Source organism: Haloarcula pellucida (genome assembly GCF_014647235.1).
GTDB lineage: Archaea > Halobacteriota > Halobacteria > Halobacteriales > Haloarculaceae > Haloarcula > Haloarcula pellucida.
In genome coordinates this window covers 1-18359 of the sequence record NZ_BMOU01000008.1, presented here as the reverse complement: position 1 = coordinate 18359, position 18359 = coordinate 1, and the positions used below count along the sequence as shown (strand labels likewise).

The window sequence follows — 18359 nt, the reverse complement described above, 5'->3', positions numbered from 1 at the left end:
CATGAGCACCGGGACCGCAACGATCGACGCCGAGCAACGGGAGACGCTCGAGCATCTCGTCCGCGAGCAGCCACTCGCCCACCCACTGCCGGCGTCGATTCGCTGCTTCGACTTCGACCTCGCGCCACCGGAACACCTCCGCGAGATCTACGGCGCCGTCTACCGGGCGATGTCCGACGACTACCCGGAGGCCCACCGCCACCTCGCGCGGCTGATGCCCCGCGAGCACGGCAAGACCGAGGCCGGCACGGTCGTCATCCCGACGTGGGCCGCGCTGCGGGACCCCAACATCCGCGTCCTGCTGATGTCGATCAACGCGGACAAGGCGGCTGACAAGCTCAGCGAGATCGCCGAGCACGTCGAGCGCCTTGCCCCGCAGTTCGGCCGGCGCGTCGTCACGAACAACGAGACGCAACTCCAGCTCGAGCGCGAGGCCACCTACGAGGAGCCCACCATCCAGGCCGCCGGGTTCAAGACTGGTGTCACCGGCGGGCACTACGACCTGCTGATCTTCGACGACGTCGTCGAGTACGACACCCAGCGGACCGAGCACCGCCGACAGGTCGCCTGGAAGAAGTTCCAGGACTTCCTCAACCTCGACAGTCGGCAGGGCAACTCGGTGTTCCTCGTCCTCGGGACGCGCAAGCACCGCGAGGACCTCTACTCGGAACTCATCAACTCCATCGGGTGGGACACGCGCGTCGAGCAGGCCATCAGCGACGATGGCTGGTCGGTCATCGAGAACGGCGAGTACGAACTCAAGACCACGCACCAGGACACCGGCGAGGAGCAGTGGTACGCCGCCAACGAGACGTCGAAGATCGACGCCGAAAAGGAGACGGTCGCTGCCGTCAACGTCGAGCAGGACGTCGACGTGCTCTGGCCAGAGTGGGCGCCCATCGAGTCGCTCATCAAGGACATGGTCGTCGGGTTCGGCGCCGACGAGGGGACGCTCATCTGGCAGCGGGAGAACCAGAACGACCCCGGCGCCCTCGAGGGCCAGATCCTCTCGGAGGACATGCTCACCTTCGTCGACGAGCTGCCCGAGCGGTCGCTGCGGTTCTACGCCGGCGTCGACGTCGCCGCCGAAGACGACCCGGAGAAGGCGGCCCGCAACGACACGGACTACTTCGCCGTCGCGACCATCGCCGAGGATCCAGTTAACGACGTGGCCTACCTGGTCGACCTCCAGCGCAAGCGCGGCATCTCGCAGAAACAGGCCGTGACTTGGCTGTCGAACAAGCTGGCCGCGGTCGGCCACGAGTTCAACCAGGAGGTGAACACAATCTTGATCGAGGGCAACAAGAACCAGCGCTGGTTCGTCGAGGCTGCCAAGGACGCCGGGCTTCGCGTGGAGCGGTCGGACTCCTCGGGCGAGAAGGCCCAGCGGATCATCGACATGTCGACGCGCTTCGAACAGGCCAAGGTCCGCATCCTCGACTCGGCGATGGCCGACTGGCAGAACTTCATCGCCAAGGAGTGGTGTGGCTTCCCGACCGCTGCCCACGACGACCGGCTCGACGCAATCGAGATCGCACTCCGGAACGTCAACATCGGCGGCGGCATCAGCAGTTCGGACCACGACCTCAACGACCTCTTCTAACCATGACACGCAACAACTTCGAGGGTGACCGATGAGCGCGAACGGTCTTCAGATCGACGATCCAGACGGCGATGGTGCCGTGTTTGTTCTCCCGTACGACGAGAACCTGGCCCGAGAGTCTGCACTGTCCAACCTGAACGCCCGGACAGATCCGGAGCCAGACTCGACGACGCCCGACCCCGTCAGCGATGAAGAGGAAGACGGCGGCGTCATCAAGCGGGCCAACGAGTACATGTCGTCTGTCGGGTCGGTCGCCCTCGAGGCGATCGGTCTGCACGGCATGGAGATCTCGAAGGCCAACGCGAAGCGCGCCGGCGAGCTCTACCGCAACAAGTTCCCGCTGCTGACGCCTCGATTTACCAGACAGTGTTCTGAGTGCGGCGCCGAGTTCGACGAGGAGGTCGACGTCTGCGAGCACTGCGACTCGACCGATCTTCACGAACCGTCGCCGAAGCAGCGCACTCGTGCCAAACAGTTCTTCCGCGAGGTCAACCGCGAGGGACAGTCGCTCCGCCAACTCTACAAGTTCCTCGCCCGCGACGCCGGACGTCTCGGGATCTGGCTGCACGTCGTCAAGAAATCGTACACGTACTGGGACAAGCCATCGGTCGAGATCGGTGGCGAGACCGTCGTCGAGAGCGGCGAAGTCCACGAGAACCCACTCGAACTAGTACGGGGTGACCCGAAGCGGATCAAGCCCGTCGTCAACGAACACGGCCGCATCGGCAACTGGTGGTGGGCGTGTCCCGTCTGCGAGGACCGGACCGAGACGATGCAACGCGAGCCCGGTCGCTGCGACGAGCATGGCTGTGAGCTTCGCGAGGTCCATTACGCCGAGGTCGAGAAGGTCGGCGACACCGATCCTGTAAAGGTCTACTTCGGTGATGAGATCGTCGACTACGCCGCCTTCGAACCCCGTCTCGGCGGCAAGGACGCCCTGTCGCCGCTGGACTCTCTGTGGCTCAAGCAAGCCATCCTCCACTGGATGGACCTCTACGCCGGCGGCTACTACGACCAGCAGAACACGAACCGCTATCCCGGCCGCATCGTCATCCTGCACACGTCGAACAAGTCGGCTGTCGAGAAACAACTCGCACAGGCCCAGGACGAGAAGGACGAGGATCCATACGCACAGGGCTTCCTCTACAACGAGGTACCTCCTGGAGCGGACTCGTCGTCCGACACCGCACAGGTACTGGACCTGATGTCGGACGAGATCCTCGGCCAGTCCGACCAGCTGAAACAGGACTACAAGTCAGACATCCGGTCGCGCTACGGCCTGGTCGACGCCCAGGACTCCGAGCTTGAGGACGCCGGCGGCCTCAACAACGAGGGGCTGCAGCTGACCATCAACGACCGGGACAAGGCGACGACCCATCAGGACCTCATGGAGGGGCCGCTGCGAAAGCTGATGGACTCGCTGGGCTTCGACGACTGGGAGATTCGATTCGTCCCGCCCGAAGGGCCCGACGAAGAGACGCCCGTCAAGGAGACCGTCCAGGCTGTCGCGCTCGCCGAACAGAACGGCATCTCCTACGCCATCGAGGACGGGCGCATGGAGATCCAGGACACCGACGGCGTCGTTGAGCCCGACCCAGACCCAGACCCCCAGCCGGGCAGTGGCGGTCCGGATGACGACGACGGTCCAACTCTCGACGTCGACGCGCCACCTCCCAACCCCGAACAGAACGGCGGCGACGTCACCGACGATGCCGTCCGCCATCTCGAGGAGTTGCAGCGACACCTGGTCTGGGGTGACGAGTCGGACATTGCCCAGCAGTCCCGGCAGGAGGCATGGACCGTCGACGAGGACATGCCGCAGTTCTTACAGGAGCTCATCGAAGAAGCGCTCGACTCCGGGGCGATCTACTACGGCGAGTACGATGCGCCGAACGTCACGGGCGGCGCAGTGAAGCGGTTCTTCAAGGAGAAGCTAGACCAGCCACAGGGTTGGTCGCGACGCTCGCTCATCACCGACTTCGCCGACCGCTTCAAGATATCCGAGCAGCAGGCCGCCGACGTCCTCGAGGTCCAACTCACGAACACGCTCAACAAGGCCCGTGAGCTCGGTTACGAGCGCCAGGGCAACACCGACGATCGCGTGTTCAAGTGGATTGGGCCAGCTGACAACGACAAGACTGACGCCTGTTGGGAGCTCCTCCGAGAGACGAATCCGAAGTATGGTGGCACACCGCGGCCGCTGGATGAGCTGAAGCAACTCGTCGCTCAGAAGCGTGAGCAGAACTACCCCGAGTTCGACGGCTCGGAGTGGTCGGTCCACTGGGGCGAGCGCGACACCTACGTCGAACACTTCGACTGAGCCCATGCCCGAAAAAGTACACGAGTGCGTCCAGAGCGTGCTCGACGACAACCCCGACATGGGCGAATCGCGCGCCTGGGCGATCTGTCAGGCTGAGATGCAAGCCGCCGTCGACGACGTCGAGGTTGCGACAACCGACACGCTGGGCTCTTCCCCGTCCGACATGGACACGTTCGCCCAGCAGGCCACCGGCTGGGAGAAGCAAGCCGACGGTGTCTGGGCCAACGAAGAGGAGCAGTACCTGGTCTACGACGAGGCAGTGGCTGACCAGCAGGCTGGTGAGTTCGCCGTCGACGTGTTTCGCATCGTCCAATCCGAGGACAGCGAGATGGACCTCGATGGCGACCTGATGGGCATTGGCGTGGACTTCCCGAACGCCGGCGTCTACGTCGACTGGCGCATCGACGCTTGGCCGGACGACGAGCAACTGGATGAGCCGCACGTCAGCGACTACGGGACGATCGACGACCTGGAGCAGGCGACCGGTGGCGTCGTCGAGCCGCTGACGACTGTCGATGCTGAGGCTACCGGCTCCGATCTCGAGGGTCAGGCTGGCTCACTCCCGCCGGAGTGTCGGAAGTGCGGCGAGCACGACCGGATGGAGGGTGCGATGGTCTGCGCTGACTGTGCCGATGACGGGGCTGACCAGCAGCTGGCAACTCCCGAACAGCAGGCCGAAGTCGACGCGGTCACACTCCATTTCCCGCCGGGCGGTGAAGTGATCGACCACGAGGAAGGCGACTGGGACCAGTTCCTAGACGACCTGTCGAAGCACGGCGACGTCTTCCAGATGTGGAAAGGGCTTCAGCGACATCCCGAAGACACCCTGGAGAGTCACGATCACCCAACGTACGTGGCACTCGAAGCTGACAGCGACGTCACGGACATCGAGGACGTCCTGGACGATCACCCGGCGGTCGACTACGTGATCAACCCCGGTTCTATCCCCGTCTTCTCCAAGCCGGAAGGATGGGATCCAGAAGACAGCGACCACGTCCCGATGGCCGAGCAGCAGGGCTGACGCCCACCGGCCGACGTAACGTTGGCGTGGTCGATGGGGAGGGCAGTGCGGCCCCTACCGACCACGAGAGTCCTGCCGAGTAGCACGGTTTCTACGACACATGGGTACGACGACAAAAGCCGCGAGCGGGTCGTTTGGCCCGGTCAGCGACGGCCCTGTCCGCACTGATGCGGACTTCGACCTCAACAACCTGTCCGACGATGAGCGGGAGGTCGTCACCGCAGACGACTTCATCATCTTCGGGAAGGCCTCGATCGAGCAGTGGAACGATCCGGCACCGGGCGAGGAGCATCTCTACATCGAGATGGATGCCCTCGAAGAGCAGATCGACCAACTGCTGGCGCTGGACAACCTCTCGCGCCGGCACGACGACGTCAAAGTCGGCGAGTTTCTCGACGAGTACACGCTCGACGAGTCGACGACTGTCCATCTGGACAACGACGAGACGCTGCGCTTCGACGCCGGCGACACGCTCCGGACACAGGTTGTCCGCGAGGGCGAAACGCTGCCCGACGGCAGCGGGACTGCCCAGGAGGACGCCCTGTGGATCGTCGCGAACGTCTACGGGCGTGGTACCAAGGGCTCGGTCATCTCTCAGGAGACGCGTCTGGGGGCCTACTACGGCCACCTCGACGGCTTCTCGGTGACGGTCTACACGCGCGAATACGAGCAAGCTGACAAGGGCAAGGTCGCCCGAGAGGTCGACTTCCTCGCGGTCACGATCGGCGAAGATGAACTGATCAAGAACAAAGGCTCCCACTTCGGTGTAGCGGAGTTTCAGGCGCGGTTCGCGGATGCAGTATCCCAGTCCGATGACGCTGGCATGCGTTCCTCGGGGTCAGTGACTGGCTCCGAGACGGTCGAGGCACTGGGTCGATCTCTGGAACAGAGATTCACAATGGGAATTTTCAACCACCTTTTCAGCCAGTCCAAGACTGGGCTGGTTGGAGAAACGATCGCAGTGGCACAGCAGAGCGAACAGACTATCGAAGAAGCCGCGACGGACGTCGTCGACGGCGAGGATGCGGACCACATCGCTCAGCAGGCCGAGGAACGACTCGATCAGCTGAGCGAGACGCTGCAGCAGGAGGAGATGGACCGCGACGACCTCGCCAACGAGGTCGCCGACGAGCTCGGCATGGACAAGGAAGAAGTCCACGCCCTGTTCAACGAACTCGAGGCCGCCGTCGCCGAGGAGGCTGACGAGCCGGACGACGATCCGGCCGACGACGAGCCCGGTGACGACGAAGACGCCGGCACTGACGAGCAGGGTCTCGATGAGGGTGCCGTCCGCGACCTCATCCAGCAGGAGGTGCCCGACGCCGTCGGCAGCGCGATCGAAGAGCAGCTCGGCGACCTCGAAACGCAGAGCGACGACGGCGGCGACGCCGAGTACGTCACCAAGGAAGAGTTCGACGACCGACTGTCGACCCTCTCCCAGCAGCTCGAAACGGCCGTCGAAGGCATCGGCGAGTCGGTGGCTGACAACATCGCCAAGCAGATGCAGACCGCCGAAACCGGCGATCCGGCCGGCGGCAGCGCGACGGCAGAGAGCGACATGAAGGATGAGGTCGAGGGCGTCGTCGACTCGATGACCTTCGGCGATTCTGGAGGTAACTAACATGCACGCACACACTCAGCACCTGTACAACCAGCAATACACCCCCGGCGGTGCCGCCCGCGGCATGTGGTCCAACCTGTTCGACCAGCTCGAGCAGCAGGCCACCTTCGGCGCTGACACGACGGGGCTGGCGAACGACATCGCTGGCCTGGTACTCTACAACCAGGTCAACATGAAGAACAACATCCTCGGGGCGATCCCCGAGGTGGACCGCACTGGCGAAGAGCAGATCAGCCCCGGCGACACGCCGGCGAAGACGTTCCGGTCGATCTTCAACCCGCCGTCCATCTCTGGCGTCTCTGGTGGTGGCTCGGTCCCGACGGCCGTCACGGCCGACGTCCGCAAGGTGGCTGCCGACGTCCGAATCTCCTCGATGGCGATCGAGAGCGACCTGATCGTCGACATCGAGTCGCGTCTGGGTCACGACACCGTCGGCCTTGACGAACTCACGGAGATCATGCGGGACTACATGACTCGCTCGGTCGAGCGCGACGCCCTCGCTCGCACCGTCAACGCGAGCGGTGGTACGGCCGGCGACACGCCGCAGTACTCCAACGACGACCTGCTGCTGACCATCGACCGTGCGATCGCGTCGGAAGACGAGGAGACGAACGGGGTGGACGCCAACGGTGACGCCTTCTCCGACGGCGACCTCGACGTCTACGACATCGACCGCTCGGCGACTGGCGCCGGCGGCGACAACGAGGCCAACTGGGCCGACGCCTACGTCGACCACAACAGCGGCACGCTCCGTCAGCTCACGTCTGACCGGATCAACACGTTCATCGACAACTACGTCCAGAACGGCAGTGCCGAGCGAGGGAACTTCTTCCTCGTCACGGGCTACAACACGGCCCGCGTCATGTCGGACCTGCGCGAGTCCCAGTTCCGTGCTGACGCCCTCCGGCAGGCCACTCGTGAGGACGTCAACGACGCCGAGTCCCGCCTCGGTGCGAACTTCAACGCGCAGATCTCGCACTGGGACGGCCACCCGATCATCGTCGCCGAGACGGTGCCGTCCGACAGCCTCGAGCGCATCTACGCCATGGACCCCTCGCTGGCACAGACTGGTGAGGATGGCGACGAGCCCAAGCCGAAGATCTCCCTCGAGAACTACCGCGCGCCGGACGTCTGGCGTGCTGGGGCCGATGCGCCGGTCAACCCGCTCGCGACGGGCGAGTTCAAGAACGAGGCGCTGTTCGCGATGTACCACGAACTGGTCGTCCGCGACTTCAGCGCGATGGGCAAGCTCCGCGACGTCGAGGCCTGATCACCATGGGTGTGATTGCTCTTCAGGAGAACCTCGAACGGGAACAGTCGGGCGAGATCCGCAACCTCGAACTGATCGCGCTGCGGTACACCGGCGAGTACAGCAGCATCGCGACGCGCGGGACACTCGCCTCACAGGGCAAGTGGCCCGGCACAGCCCCACTCAACAACGGCGTCTGGTACTTCGCGCTCGTCCCGGACGAGGGGCTGCCGTATCTCGAAAACCGCGACGATCTCGACGTTGTCTACGCCGACGACCGCGAGCGCTTCGCCGAAACGCTACTCTCGAAGAACCGGCTGCCGGACAACGTGTTCGGCCGCGGTGCCGATCCGGGGCTCCGTGATCGGGTGTACGACGCACTCGGTCTCGAAGACCCGGTCGACGGCGGCCGCATCCCGACCCAGCTAGCCGAGATAGCTGACGTCGACGAAGATGATGCCGACGCCACCGACGAAGACGACGACCGCGTCGCGACCCTGGCCCAAGAGTACGGTCGCAGTCAGCTCAAGGAAGCTGTCAAGAGCGTTCGCGAGGACGCTGACGAGTTTAGTCTTCGTGGCGCCGGCGTCACGGAGATGGCAGAATGGCTCGCCGAGCAGGACAACGGCGACGTCCACGACGCCCTTGAGGCCACTGGAGGTGACGACTGATGACGTTCTGGTTCGATCGAGATGAGAACGAACTCGTCGGGAACAACCTCGGCGAGTTCGTTACGGTCGAAGAGAACGGCACGGTCCGCATCGACGTGGGTGGTATCATGGACGAGGGACGGGCCCTGGACAAGCTCACGAGCATCCAGAAATCGGTCGTGAACGCCATCGTCGCGAACGCGGGGGGTGACGACTGATGTCGACCAACGGCGGCGCGATGCAGGTCACGACTGAGGTCGTCGACGTCACCAACCTCTCGAACGCAGGCCATCACGTCTGGGATCCGGCGGCCAACACTGACATCGACAACCCGCAGGCAGTCTCGGTTATCGGTCAGGAGGATCCCACGTACGACATTACGTGGGACCACGTCAACGGCGACCGCTTCCACGTCACCGAAGTCAACGACACCGGTGATGGGACTGGCGGGGTGCAAGATGTGGCCTCTGGAACCGACATCGGAGAAGTGAAACTGCGCGTCGAAGGCCGGCGGTGATCGTAGATGGTCAGTGACGACGTCGACGTTGTCGAGGCAAAGGCCAACAGAGACGCTGTCGAGGCGGCCATCCAGACCTGGCTCGACAACAACAGCGCTGCAACGTCGCTCGACCACGTTGCTCCGGTGTACGAAAAGCGTGACCGTATCGGACTCGCGATGGTCCACACCGACTGATCTGACCCATGTCACGCCTGCACTACACACTTCCAGTGGACGTCGTGAGACGCTTCAATCCACAGATCACACAGTCGAACCTCGAAAGCTCGTCTTCGAACCCCGAGGAAGCGCTCATCGGGCACAAAGACGTCGACAAGATTTCGGCTCGCATCGAAGGTGTCGAGGCAAAGTGGAATCGGTCGGCTCGCCCGATGCGCCCCGTCCGAATCGGCAGTCGGGACGCCCCAGTCTACCTGAGTGCGAAGGGTGCAGGTTTTCCGGTTCACGCGTATCTCGACGAGCAGAACATCCTGCCGCTGGATCCCAACGAGGGTGACTTCATCGAGCGGCGGACGGGTCGAGACACCTGGACCGACATCACGACTCGCGAAGGTCAGGCCTGGGTTGCGGACTACCGCATGGGCAAGCTGACGATCTTCCGGCTGCCCGGCCACGGATCGCTCCCAGTGCTGCGTAACTATCGCGAGCGGTTCGTCCGCCTCTCCTATCGGCTTGGCGTCGGCGGAGAGTACGGGACGGCTGGACAGACGACACTCACGTCCCAACTGGCACAGGGATCGACTACGACGATTGGCGTCGACGACGCTAGCCGCCTCCCTCCCAGCGGAGGCGTGATGCTCGTCGACGGCGCCGAGTACGTCGACGTCGCGAGCGTCGACCACAGCGCTGACGAGATCACCATCCGGGCCCGTGGCGTTCGCGCAACCTCGGACGCCGACCGAGCTAGCGGATCCACTGTCCACTACTGCCCGATGGACGTCCGCGAGGCTGTCGCAGCAAAGGCGGCTGAAGAACTCGTCCGGTTCGACGACTGGACTGACGAGCTCGTCGACGGCGGCCGCGCTGTCCAGGCCGAACGGAAGCTCGACGACTGGGAGAGTGAGTGGACGAACACCATCGCACAGTACAGCGACAACTACGGGTACCAGTAATGGGGATCGAGATCGACAGCGGTACGCTCGCCGTCGAGTTCGAGGGCGTCGGCCGCGACATGGCGCTCGAAGCCGCTAACCGGGCCTTCTCGGCATCGCAGGAGGAACTGACTGAGGGAGGGGATAAGCACGGCTACGATACGTACCCTGTCGTCCAGTCCGGGACACCGCCGCAGTGGGACGACCAACTCGGCGGCGCGGTTTTTGACTACCGACATCCGGCAGCCTACTTTTTCGAGGTCGGGACACAGACGCACACGGTTCCGGGCGACGACGTCCTCGTCTTCGAATGGCCAGACGCCCCGCCCGAGGTCCGCGAGATGTTCGACGATTCCTTCCCGACAGTGTTCCTGCCAGAGGCCACCGTCGACGGCATCGAACGCATCGACTACGTCAAGTCGGGGATGAGAATCGCAGAACAGTGGCTGGAGGGACAGTAGATGACGTTCCTGCAGGCCGCGGAAGCGCTGATCGATACGAACTGGGAAGAAACGATCAGCGGCCGGTCGACAGACGTCCCGAAGCCCAAGATCGTCCTTGAGGAGAGCGTGTCCCAGAGCGACCTCAAGACTAGGGACTACGCACGCATCGTCGACGGCGGCGACACCGTGTTCACGCCACGTGGATTCGGCTGGACTCACGAAAAGGTCGAGGCTGACGTCACGGTCGAACTTCGCAGCGCCGAGCGGCGTATCAACGGCACACTGGTCGATGGCCGAGAACGGATGTTTGGCCCTCGCTCCGGGATGAGTGCACCGGACCGATACGTCGGTCTATCTGGCGAGACGAAACGGATTCTCGACGCTCACCGCAAGGGCTTCGCCGAGTTCGACCAGGTCGTGGCGAGCACGATCAGGGACGAGTCCAGCGCGGAGGGCCAGAAGATCTACCGCGCCGACGTCGACATCGCGTTCGTCCAGCACGCCAGCCAAATCGACCCAAGTGTCTGACCATGCCCGAGATACCGGGACCCTCTGATGACCTCTCTCCCGAGCAGCAGCGCGCGTGGCTGCAGGGCGCCGCGACCGTCGCCCAGCTGCAGTCTGACCAGTGGGCGATCCTCGCGAAGCAGTACCGCGAGGCGGCCGAGTCCCTCGAGGACGCCGGCGACGCCGATGACGAAGCCGAAGACGATGACCACTGTCCTGACTGCGGCGCCGACGCGCTCGTCGACGGTCTGGGCGGCGAGGTCTGCACGGAGTGTGACTATGGACCCAACTGACCCCGAGACGTGGCAGCAGTACAACGACCGCCCGGCGTGGGTGCGCCGCCATCGCGAGGCGCTGATGGACGCGACCGGGCTGGAGATACCACAGGATCTGGCGGCCGTCGACGACTGGCTCGACCGATACAAGGCACATATGACTCGCAAGCTACGCAACGATCACGACGAAGACGAATCGACAGACAACGGAGGTGAGGCCTGATGGCGGAGATGGGCCACTGTACCGACTGCGGTGCTCAACACGAAGTCGAAGGCGACGAGGACTGCATGTGCGGCGGCACGATCCGCACCGTCGACGAAGGCCAAGTACGGAAAGTCGAAGTCAGCTGGCACGGCCCCGTCGCATCGGCTATCGCCGACGCCGTCGGCGAGGCGCTCAAGGAACAAGGGCCATGTTCACTCATCCAGATGGTGACCGGCAGCCGCCACGACGGCCTCGAAGCGCTCCACACCGTCAAGAACCGCGACGCAGTGCTCGAAGCCGCACACGACGCGCTGTGCGAACACCATCCCGACGAGATGCCCGACGACGCCGAGACGAGCGTTCGCTCGCTCGATATCGAGGTCGAAAGCCACGGCATCGTAGTCCTCGACGTCTGGGGACAAGATGAGGGAGGTGACAGCTGATGGGTGGCGTGCTCACCGGTGCCGGGACGCGCGTCAACATCCAGTGGGAGAGCGACTTCCGCAGCGCTGAGTCCAATCCCTCGCCGTTCGTGCCCGGCGCCGGCGGGACACTCGACACAGCGGAGGCTGTCAACAACATCACCCGCATCACGAACTTCTCGAAGGACGTCGCCGCGGCGATGAAAGCTGGCGCGTTCGAGGGTGCGTGGTCGCTGTCGTGGGACCTCACGACGCCGTGGTGGCTCCGCTCCATCTTCGGGACGCCCAACACGACAGACAACGGCGACGGCTCGCACACCCACGCCTACTCGCTTAGCTCGGGCGATCCCGACTCCTTCCAGATTCTGGAAGGGTACGAGACGTCGACGACTGCCGAGCGCGCGCTGAAAGGCTGCGTTACGGGCTCCGCTCGCATCGAACCGTCCGTCGACGATGATGGCGGCAGCCGCGTCACGATGGAGGGCTTCTACGCCATCGAGGATACGTCGACTGGCGTCTCACTCACCAGTCAGGACACGATCGACGAGGAGGTCCTCAACTACGCCGACGCCACGTTGAAGCGCGACGGCACGGCTGAGGCACTCGTCCAAAATGCGACGCTGGACCTGTCGTGGGAGGCCTCACGAGCCATCCAGACGTTCGGCTCGCGCTTCGCGACGGAGTACCTCGTCGGCCTGTTCTCACCAACCCTCGACTACTCGAAACTGAAGACCGACGCCGCGGCCCTACAGGACGTCTACGGCGGGGCGTCGGCGACGGTCGTGCAGGAAGACATCGAGAACAGCGTCTCGGCCGAACTGTCGCTCGACAACGGCAAGGCAGCGGGCTCGGGTATCAACCAGCACGTCTACTCGTTGTCTGGCACGTACCCCGAGAGCTACGGTGAGGACGGCATCGGCCAACCGACCGAGGCTATCACCGAAAACCTGTCTCGCCCGACCACCAACGTCACCGTCAACGTCACCAACGAGACCGCGACGCCGCCCTGACGGACGATCATCATGACTGACAACACAACCACCACCGAGAGTAGTACCAACTCCGAAACCGAACTGAAAGACGTCGCAACCGGCGGCGACACGGCGACGGTCGACCTCGAGGACCTCGCCGAGAGCCTCGAAGCCGAGGCCGAGGACCTCCGCGAACTGCGCGAAGAAGCGAAAGAGGACGAGGACGTCCAGTGGCCGCCCGAAGAGTACCGAGGCATGCAGCGGCCGGTACTGGAGGTCGAGCACAGTGCCGAACTCGTCCGGTCGGACATCGAGCGGTTCGGCGGGTCGGAGTTCGTCATCCAGAAGGCACGCGCCGGCGAGATTGCCCGCGCCAACGACCTCGTCGCGACGGACTCGCTGCAGTCCGATCAGGACGCTCGCGCGAACATCGAGTCGAGCAAGCACCGACTCGTCCAGGTCTGTGTCCAGCAGGTCCCGCCGTCGACGCCGACCGACGCCAAAGGCGAGCTGCAGACGACGGCCTTCGAGCCGCCGACGTTCAACCACCTCCACCAGAAGGTCAAGAACTTCAACCGCTACGGCAAGCTCGAGCTCGAAGATTTTTGAGATACATCGCCGACCCAGAGTATCGCCAAGTGATCGTGACGACCCTCGCGAGGCAGGGGCTCACGCTTGACGACTACTACGTCGAGGACCTCCTCGCACTACTCAAACAGGCCTATGAAACACACCAACAGGAGGGGCAGTGATGCCGCGTAGAGCCGAACTCGCCGGCGTCATCCGTCCCGAAGTCGACGACCGCCAGCTCGAACAGGAAGCTCAGCAGATGGAGAGTCGGCTAGGGAAGGCTGCGCAGTTGACGCCCAGCATCGACACGCGCAAGATCCAGCGGCAGCTGGAGCGGGCCATCCCCGGCGGCGGCCTGATCGGCACGGCCGTCGACGCCGTCCGCGGGACAGGTGCTGGTGGCGGCGGTGGTGGAGCAGGCGGAGCCGGCGATGCGATCTCTGGAGCCGGGAACGTCGAGCTGGCACAACTCGAGAAGCTCAACGACATCCACGACGAACTCGAGAAGATCGGCGTGAGTGGTGGCGATAGTGGTGGTACAACAGTTGTCGGGACTGGCGGCGCAGGCCTCCTCGGCGGAACAGCGGCACTCGCTGGCGGGGCAGTCTCTCTCGTCGGTGCCGGCATCGGTGGTGCCCGACACGCCCTTGGCCAGGGCATGTTCGGACGTGCTGGCCGACAGACGCTGCAGGGACGGAAGAAATTCGAGGGGCTGAGTGGCGCTCGAAACGCGATGCAGGACCCGCTCGGAGCGCTCGCGACTGGCGCAAAGAATCTGTACGACCCATCGGGACTACTCGAGACGGGTGTCCGTGCAGCAGGGTCAAAGCTGCGTTCCGCAGCGCCGCAGTCGTTCGTCAACGAGTTCGATCGGGGCGCCAAGGGCGTCAAGAATCTCCCGTCCGAGGTGAGGGACATCCAGATCAAGAAGCCACAGTGGCTCTCGAACATCAATCTCCAGAAACCCACGTGGCTGCAGAACCTCGGGACGCTGCAGGAGCCCACGTGGCTGCAAAATCTGGGAACGCTACAGCAGCCGTCGTGGTTGTCCCAACTCGACCAGAACATCTCCATCCAGAAGCCACCGTGGCTGGAGGCGCTCAGTAACATCGGCCTCAACTTCAACGTCGACCTTCCGGCACCGACGTTCGATATTGGAACCGGCCAACTGGAGCGTCAACTTCGGAACGCGTTCGACGACTTCCGTGACGACGTCGTCGACGACGCGGTCAAGCAACTCAAGCAAGAGGTCACTGACGGCCTGGGTGGTGTATGACTGTCCTCAACAAAGCTGTCCTCATAGTCGAGGCCGACGTCGACGGGGACGGCACAGCCGAGACTGGCGAGTTCCACATGTCGGGGAACCTCAAAATCACCCCCAGCATCCGCACGGGCTACCTCATCGGCGGCCGCGGCTCGACAGTAAACTCTGTCGCCTCAAGTGCGGGAGGGTCGGGACAGGCCAAACGACAAGGGTTCTATCTCGACCTCGGCGGCGGCGCTCGCATCTACGAGATCGAGTTCGATCAATGGGAGGGCTCTGACGACCAGTGGGGAGACACTGGCAACAGCGGAACACCGACGCAGACTGATGCGACCGGCGCGGCGCCGATGACACAGCTCGAGGTGCTGATGGAGTATCTCGCCATCGCCGAGATCGACTCCCGAAGCCCCGCGACACTCCGCTGCGGCGAGCATCACGCCAACGGGCTGTACGACGAACTTGACGTCGCTGTCGAAGGCCCACAGGGAACCCGATCCGCCGAAGACGGGTCGTGGTGGAGCGGGAACATTACGCTGGTGTCGCTACAGTCACTCGAGAAAACCATCGACGGCGCTTCTCAGACGATATCATGACCGACAGAGAGCTCTACGTCATCAGCGTCCCGACCAGTGTGCAAACCAACGCCAAGCGGCGGGGCCAGCAGAAGACTGCTGTACAGGGGCTGCTCAACTCGGACAGCGGCTCGGTCCAGCCTATCGCGACGAAACCAGGGGAGAAGGACATCCGGTTCGAGTACCGCGGGCAGTACGCCGAGAAAATCGTCTCCGAGCTCAAGGAGCTCGCGAGCAGTTCGACGATTGAGGATGTCCCTTTCGCTGCGGTCTCCGAGTCGACGCCGTCTGATGGCTACTACACCGTCCAGTCGGCGTCCGCAAATCGGAACGACCCCCGTACGAACAAACTGCAGGTCTTCGACGGCGTGCTGGTCGAAGCCGGTACTCGTGCGAATAAGCGCCGCGCCGTCCGCTTGATCAAATCCCAAGAGGACCACCCGTTCGGGAACGCCACGACCGCGGAAGTCGCCGCCCCAGCCACAGCCACACAGGTGCAGTGGCTGGACCGCGAGACCGAGTCGACGTCGGACCCGTCGCTGGTCACGACCCGCAGCGCTGAGCTGGGCGACGTCGAGATCTACGACCTGCAGAACGCGCCGTACGCCGACGCCACACTCGTGTACGACATCCCCTACGCTGACGAGGGCCCCGTCGACGTCCGCGTCTGGGACGAGCGCGGCGTCGGCTCCAGGACGGACAGCGACGATGTCCTGCAGTGGCAGAAAGTGTTCTCGACGGCCCACGAGTACGCCGGCGAGCGCGTCATCTCGAACGGACTGGTCCGCCTGCGCGTCGACCAGTCGCCGGCGCTGTCGGTCGAGCGCTGGGACGACGCCAACAGCACGTGGACCACGCAGTCGCTCGGGACGTCGTCGTGGAGTGTCACCGATCTCGACGTCCGCCACATCGGGATGGCCCGCGCCGACGCTCGTGTGGTCTTCAGCGACGGCTCCAGCGAGTACCCGCTGGATGTCTCGATCAAACGGGGCTGGACAGACCCGCTGTGGATGGAGATCGACGGCGAGGGTGGGACGCCGGCGGGACTGGTAGACCTGCTCGATCCGGCGGCGAGCGGGCAGATCTACGACCCCGGCGCTGATCAGGGCCTCGTCGCTCGGGAGGTCGTGCAGTAATGGCGCAGTGGCAACTCCGGAGCGACTGGGAGAGCAGTGACAGTGACTGGGGCGACTGGGTCCAGAGCGGCGCTATCCAGCTGATCAACGACGACACGAACGGTACTGGTGACTGGGTCCTCGACGGCGCAGATACACAGGGGAAGGCCCGAACCGGCCTCGAAGATACGTCCCAGAAGATCACCGGCTGGCGGTTCGATGTCGAGATTACCGATGGGAACGGCAACGACTCGGACAGCCGGTACGGGCCCGGTTTCGAAGTCCTCGATGAGAACGGCAACGCGCTGCTGCACATCCAGTTCGAAGGTAACAACATTGCCGCCGTGGACACGGGGGCTGTCGACAACAACACTGCGGACCGCGTAGAATTTACAGGCTCGTGGTCCTTCGACACGCTCTACACCGACGTTACGATCATCCACACGGGCGGTGGGTCCTACGACATCACCTTCAACGGCGAGACGATCACGTTCACGGCGGCGTCGGCACCGGCGACCAGCGTCGGGTTGCAGGAGGCGGGCTGGCACGTCTACGAGGAGCGGTCGCAGCGCTGGGCCGGGTACATCGACAACGTCGAGTACCGGATACCGGACCCGCCCGCGTCTCCGAACAACGTCGACGCGACCTATGTCGCTGACGATCAGGTCGATCTCAGCTTCGATGCCGACACGAGTGACGGGCCGATCAACAGCTACGATGTCGAACTCTCGCGCGACGGCGGGTCGTGGGTGTCGCCGGCCGGCGGCCCCTCGTCGCCCGGCAGCGCCGGCACCTACTCCTACGGACCGTCCGCTGATGCCGCCTACGGCAGCGTAATCGGCATTGACAGCAGCTTCCAGTTCCGGGTCCGGGCGGTCAACACGACCGGCACCAGCAGCTGGGTGACGAGCGACACGGTCTACACGACGCCAGTCCCGCCTGCGACGCCGTCGGTCAACCGCCCCGATGCGTCGACGGTGGAGTTGACGGTAACATGGCGGACTGATCTTGTCGGCGACGACGGCCAGTACTTCGACGTCTACTACCGCGAGGACACGGGCTCGGGATACGGCTCGTGGACGTTCTTCGACGCGTTCACCGCCGCCGATGCGAACGCATCAGGCACCGACGCGAAAGGCAGCAGTGTCACTGCCACCTACAACGTCGGGACAACCTACGACGGTGGCGTCGCCCTGCAGGACGATGCCCGCTACCAGTTTAGGGTCAGGCACTACAACGACTCGTCGCGCGGCAGCGAGTACGTCATCGCCGACTACGGTAACGAAGGCAACGTCTACTTCGAGGACGGATTCGAGAGCGGCGACGCATCGGCGTGGGACTCTACGAACCTCCCCGACGGGGCCGGCGAAACCTCTGGCGTTGTTCAGGCGCTGGATAGCCGGTTTGCCGATACGTCGCCGGCGGAGGGCAGCTACGCCGTCGAGATGTTCGACGGCGGGTACCTCCGCAAGCAACTGGGCGACCTCTCGGGTGAGTCTGATGTCCACGTGCGCCTGCGGTGGCAGGCGGCGTCGTGGGAGGCTGACGCCGTCGACGCACTCCGAGTGCGGTGGTACGACGGGAGTGCGTGGCAGACGCTGCAGACCGACGACTGGGCGTACAATCAGCAGGGCTGGGTGTTCGTCACGATATCGGTGCCCGACAGCTATCTCTCGACGGATGCCCGCCTCGAGGTCGCCCAAGAGTTCCAGGGCAATTACTCGTTCACGGCTTTCGACAGCATCGTTGTCTCAGACATCTTGCATGAGTACACCAGCCCTGCCGCGCCGTCGGGGCTCTTGACAGACACGACCATAGAGGATGAGATTGGTCTCTCGTGGACGACGAACGCATCACTCATGGGCCTCGGAAGCACGAACGAGACGCGCAACGAGGTCCGGATCAAGGCAACGTCCGCCGGGTCCTACACGTGGCCAGCCAGT

21 protein-coding genes are annotated in these 18359 nt (G+C 64.1%); all 21 read left to right on the top strand.

Annotation, left to right across the window (positions count from 1 at the left end):
- Position 1 precedes the first annotated feature (1 nt).
- Positions 2-1603 (top strand): phage terminase large subunit family protein, encoded by a 1602-nt coding sequence (locus IEY28_RS20120; RefSeq protein WP_189002033.1) that lies wholly within the window; start codon positions 2-4, stop codon positions 1601-1603.
- A 31-nt stretch (positions 1604-1634) separates the two neighbouring features.
- Positions 1635-3923, top strand: a complete 2289-nt coding sequence (locus tag IEY28_RS20115) for a hypothetical protein (RefSeq protein ID WP_189002031.1) — start codon at positions 1635-1637, stop codon at positions 3921-3923.
- A gap of 4 nt (positions 3924-3927) precedes the next feature.
- Positions 3928-4944 carry a hypothetical protein gene (locus tag IEY28_RS20110; RefSeq protein ID WP_189002029.1) on the top strand — a complete coding sequence of 339 codons (1017 nt, stop codon included), beginning with the start codon at positions 3928-3930 and terminating at the stop codon, positions 4942-4944.
- A gap of 100 nt (positions 4945-5044) precedes the next feature.
- Positions 5045-6565, top strand: a complete 1521-nt coding sequence (locus IEY28_RS20105; RefSeq protein ID WP_189002027.1) for a hypothetical protein — start codon at positions 5045-5047, stop codon at positions 6563-6565.
- A gap of 1 nt (position 6566) precedes the next feature.
- On the top strand, positions 6567-7835 hold the full coding sequence (locus IEY28_RS20100) for a hypothetical protein (RefSeq protein WP_189002025.1): 1269 nt from the start codon (positions 6567-6569) through the stop codon (positions 7833-7835).
- Between the two features lie 5 nt (positions 7836-7840).
- Positions 7841-8485, top strand: coding sequence for a hypothetical protein (locus tag IEY28_RS20095; RefSeq protein ID WP_189002023.1), 645 nt, complete (start codon positions 7841-7843; stop codon positions 8483-8485).
- Complete coding sequence (locus tag IEY28_RS20090; RefSeq protein WP_189002022.1) at positions 8485-8682, top strand: hypothetical protein; 198 nt, start codon at positions 8485-8487, stop codon at positions 8680-8682. The genes IEY28_RS20095 and IEY28_RS20090 overlap by 1 nt, the downstream gene beginning before the upstream one ends.
- Positions 8682-8981: a hypothetical protein gene (locus tag IEY28_RS20085; RefSeq protein ID WP_189002020.1), complete on the top strand. Its 300-nt coding sequence runs from the start codon at positions 8682-8684 to the stop codon at positions 8979-8981. Before IEY28_RS20090 ends, IEY28_RS20085 begins: the two co-directional genes overlap by 1 nt.
- Positions 8982-8987: 6 nt before the next feature.
- Positions 8988-9158, top strand: a complete 171-nt coding sequence (locus IEY28_RS20080) for a hypothetical protein (protein ID WP_189002018.1) — start codon at positions 8988-8990, stop codon at positions 9156-9158.
- Positions 9159-9193: 35 nt separating this feature from the next.
- A complete protein-coding gene (locus IEY28_RS20075; RefSeq protein ID WP_189002016.1) occupies positions 9194-10093 on the top strand; it encodes a hypothetical protein in 900 nt (299 codons plus the stop codon).
- Positions 10093-10533 (top strand): hypothetical protein, encoded by a 441-nt coding sequence (locus IEY28_RS20070; protein WP_189002014.1) that lies wholly within the window; start codon positions 10093-10095, stop codon positions 10531-10533. The genes IEY28_RS20075 and IEY28_RS20070 overlap by 1 nt, the downstream gene beginning before the upstream one ends.
- Positions 10534-11043: a hypothetical protein gene (locus tag IEY28_RS20065; RefSeq protein ID WP_189002012.1), complete on the top strand. Its 510-nt coding sequence runs from the start codon at positions 10534-10536 to the stop codon at positions 11041-11043.
- A 2-nt stretch (positions 11044-11045) separates the two neighbouring features.
- Positions 11046-11315 carry a hypothetical protein gene (locus IEY28_RS20060; protein WP_189002010.1) on the top strand — a complete coding sequence of 90 codons (270 nt, stop codon included), beginning with the start codon at positions 11046-11048 and terminating at the stop codon, positions 11313-11315.
- Positions 11302-11520, top strand: a complete 219-nt coding sequence (locus IEY28_RS20055; RefSeq protein ID WP_189002008.1) for a hypothetical protein — start codon at positions 11302-11304, stop codon at positions 11518-11520. The genes IEY28_RS20060 and IEY28_RS20055 overlap by 14 nt, the downstream gene beginning before the upstream one ends.
- Positions 11520-11945, top strand: a complete 426-nt coding sequence (locus IEY28_RS20050) for a hypothetical protein (RefSeq protein WP_189002006.1) — start codon at positions 11520-11522, stop codon at positions 11943-11945. Before IEY28_RS20055 ends, IEY28_RS20050 begins: the two co-directional genes overlap by 1 nt.
- On the top strand, positions 11945-12934 hold the full coding sequence (locus tag IEY28_RS20045; RefSeq protein WP_189002004.1) for a phage tail tube protein: 990 nt from the start codon (positions 11945-11947) through the stop codon (positions 12932-12934). The genes IEY28_RS20050 and IEY28_RS20045 overlap by 1 nt, the downstream gene beginning before the upstream one ends.
- Before the next feature lie 12 nt (positions 12935-12946).
- On the top strand, positions 12947-13504 hold the full coding sequence (locus IEY28_RS20040) for a hypothetical protein (protein ID WP_189002002.1): 558 nt from the start codon (positions 12947-12949) through the stop codon (positions 13502-13504).
- A gap of 142 nt (positions 13505-13646) precedes the next feature.
- Positions 13647-14741, top strand: a complete 1095-nt coding sequence (locus IEY28_RS20035; RefSeq protein WP_189002001.1) for a hypothetical protein — start codon at positions 13647-13649, stop codon at positions 14739-14741.
- Entirely contained in the window at positions 14738-15322 is a 585-nt protein-coding gene (locus IEY28_RS20030) for a hypothetical protein (protein WP_189001999.1), read from the top strand. Before IEY28_RS20035 ends, IEY28_RS20030 begins: the two co-directional genes overlap by 4 nt.
- A complete protein-coding gene (locus IEY28_RS20025; protein WP_189001997.1) occupies positions 15319-16437 on the top strand; it encodes a hypothetical protein in 1119 nt (372 codons plus the stop codon). Before IEY28_RS20030 ends, IEY28_RS20025 begins: the two co-directional genes overlap by 4 nt.
- Positions 16437-18359, top strand: a 1923-nt coding sequence (locus IEY28_RS20020; RefSeq protein WP_189001996.1) for a phage tail protein, incomplete at its 3' end; no start/stop codon positions are given. The genes IEY28_RS20025 and IEY28_RS20020, both read left to right, overlap by 1 nt.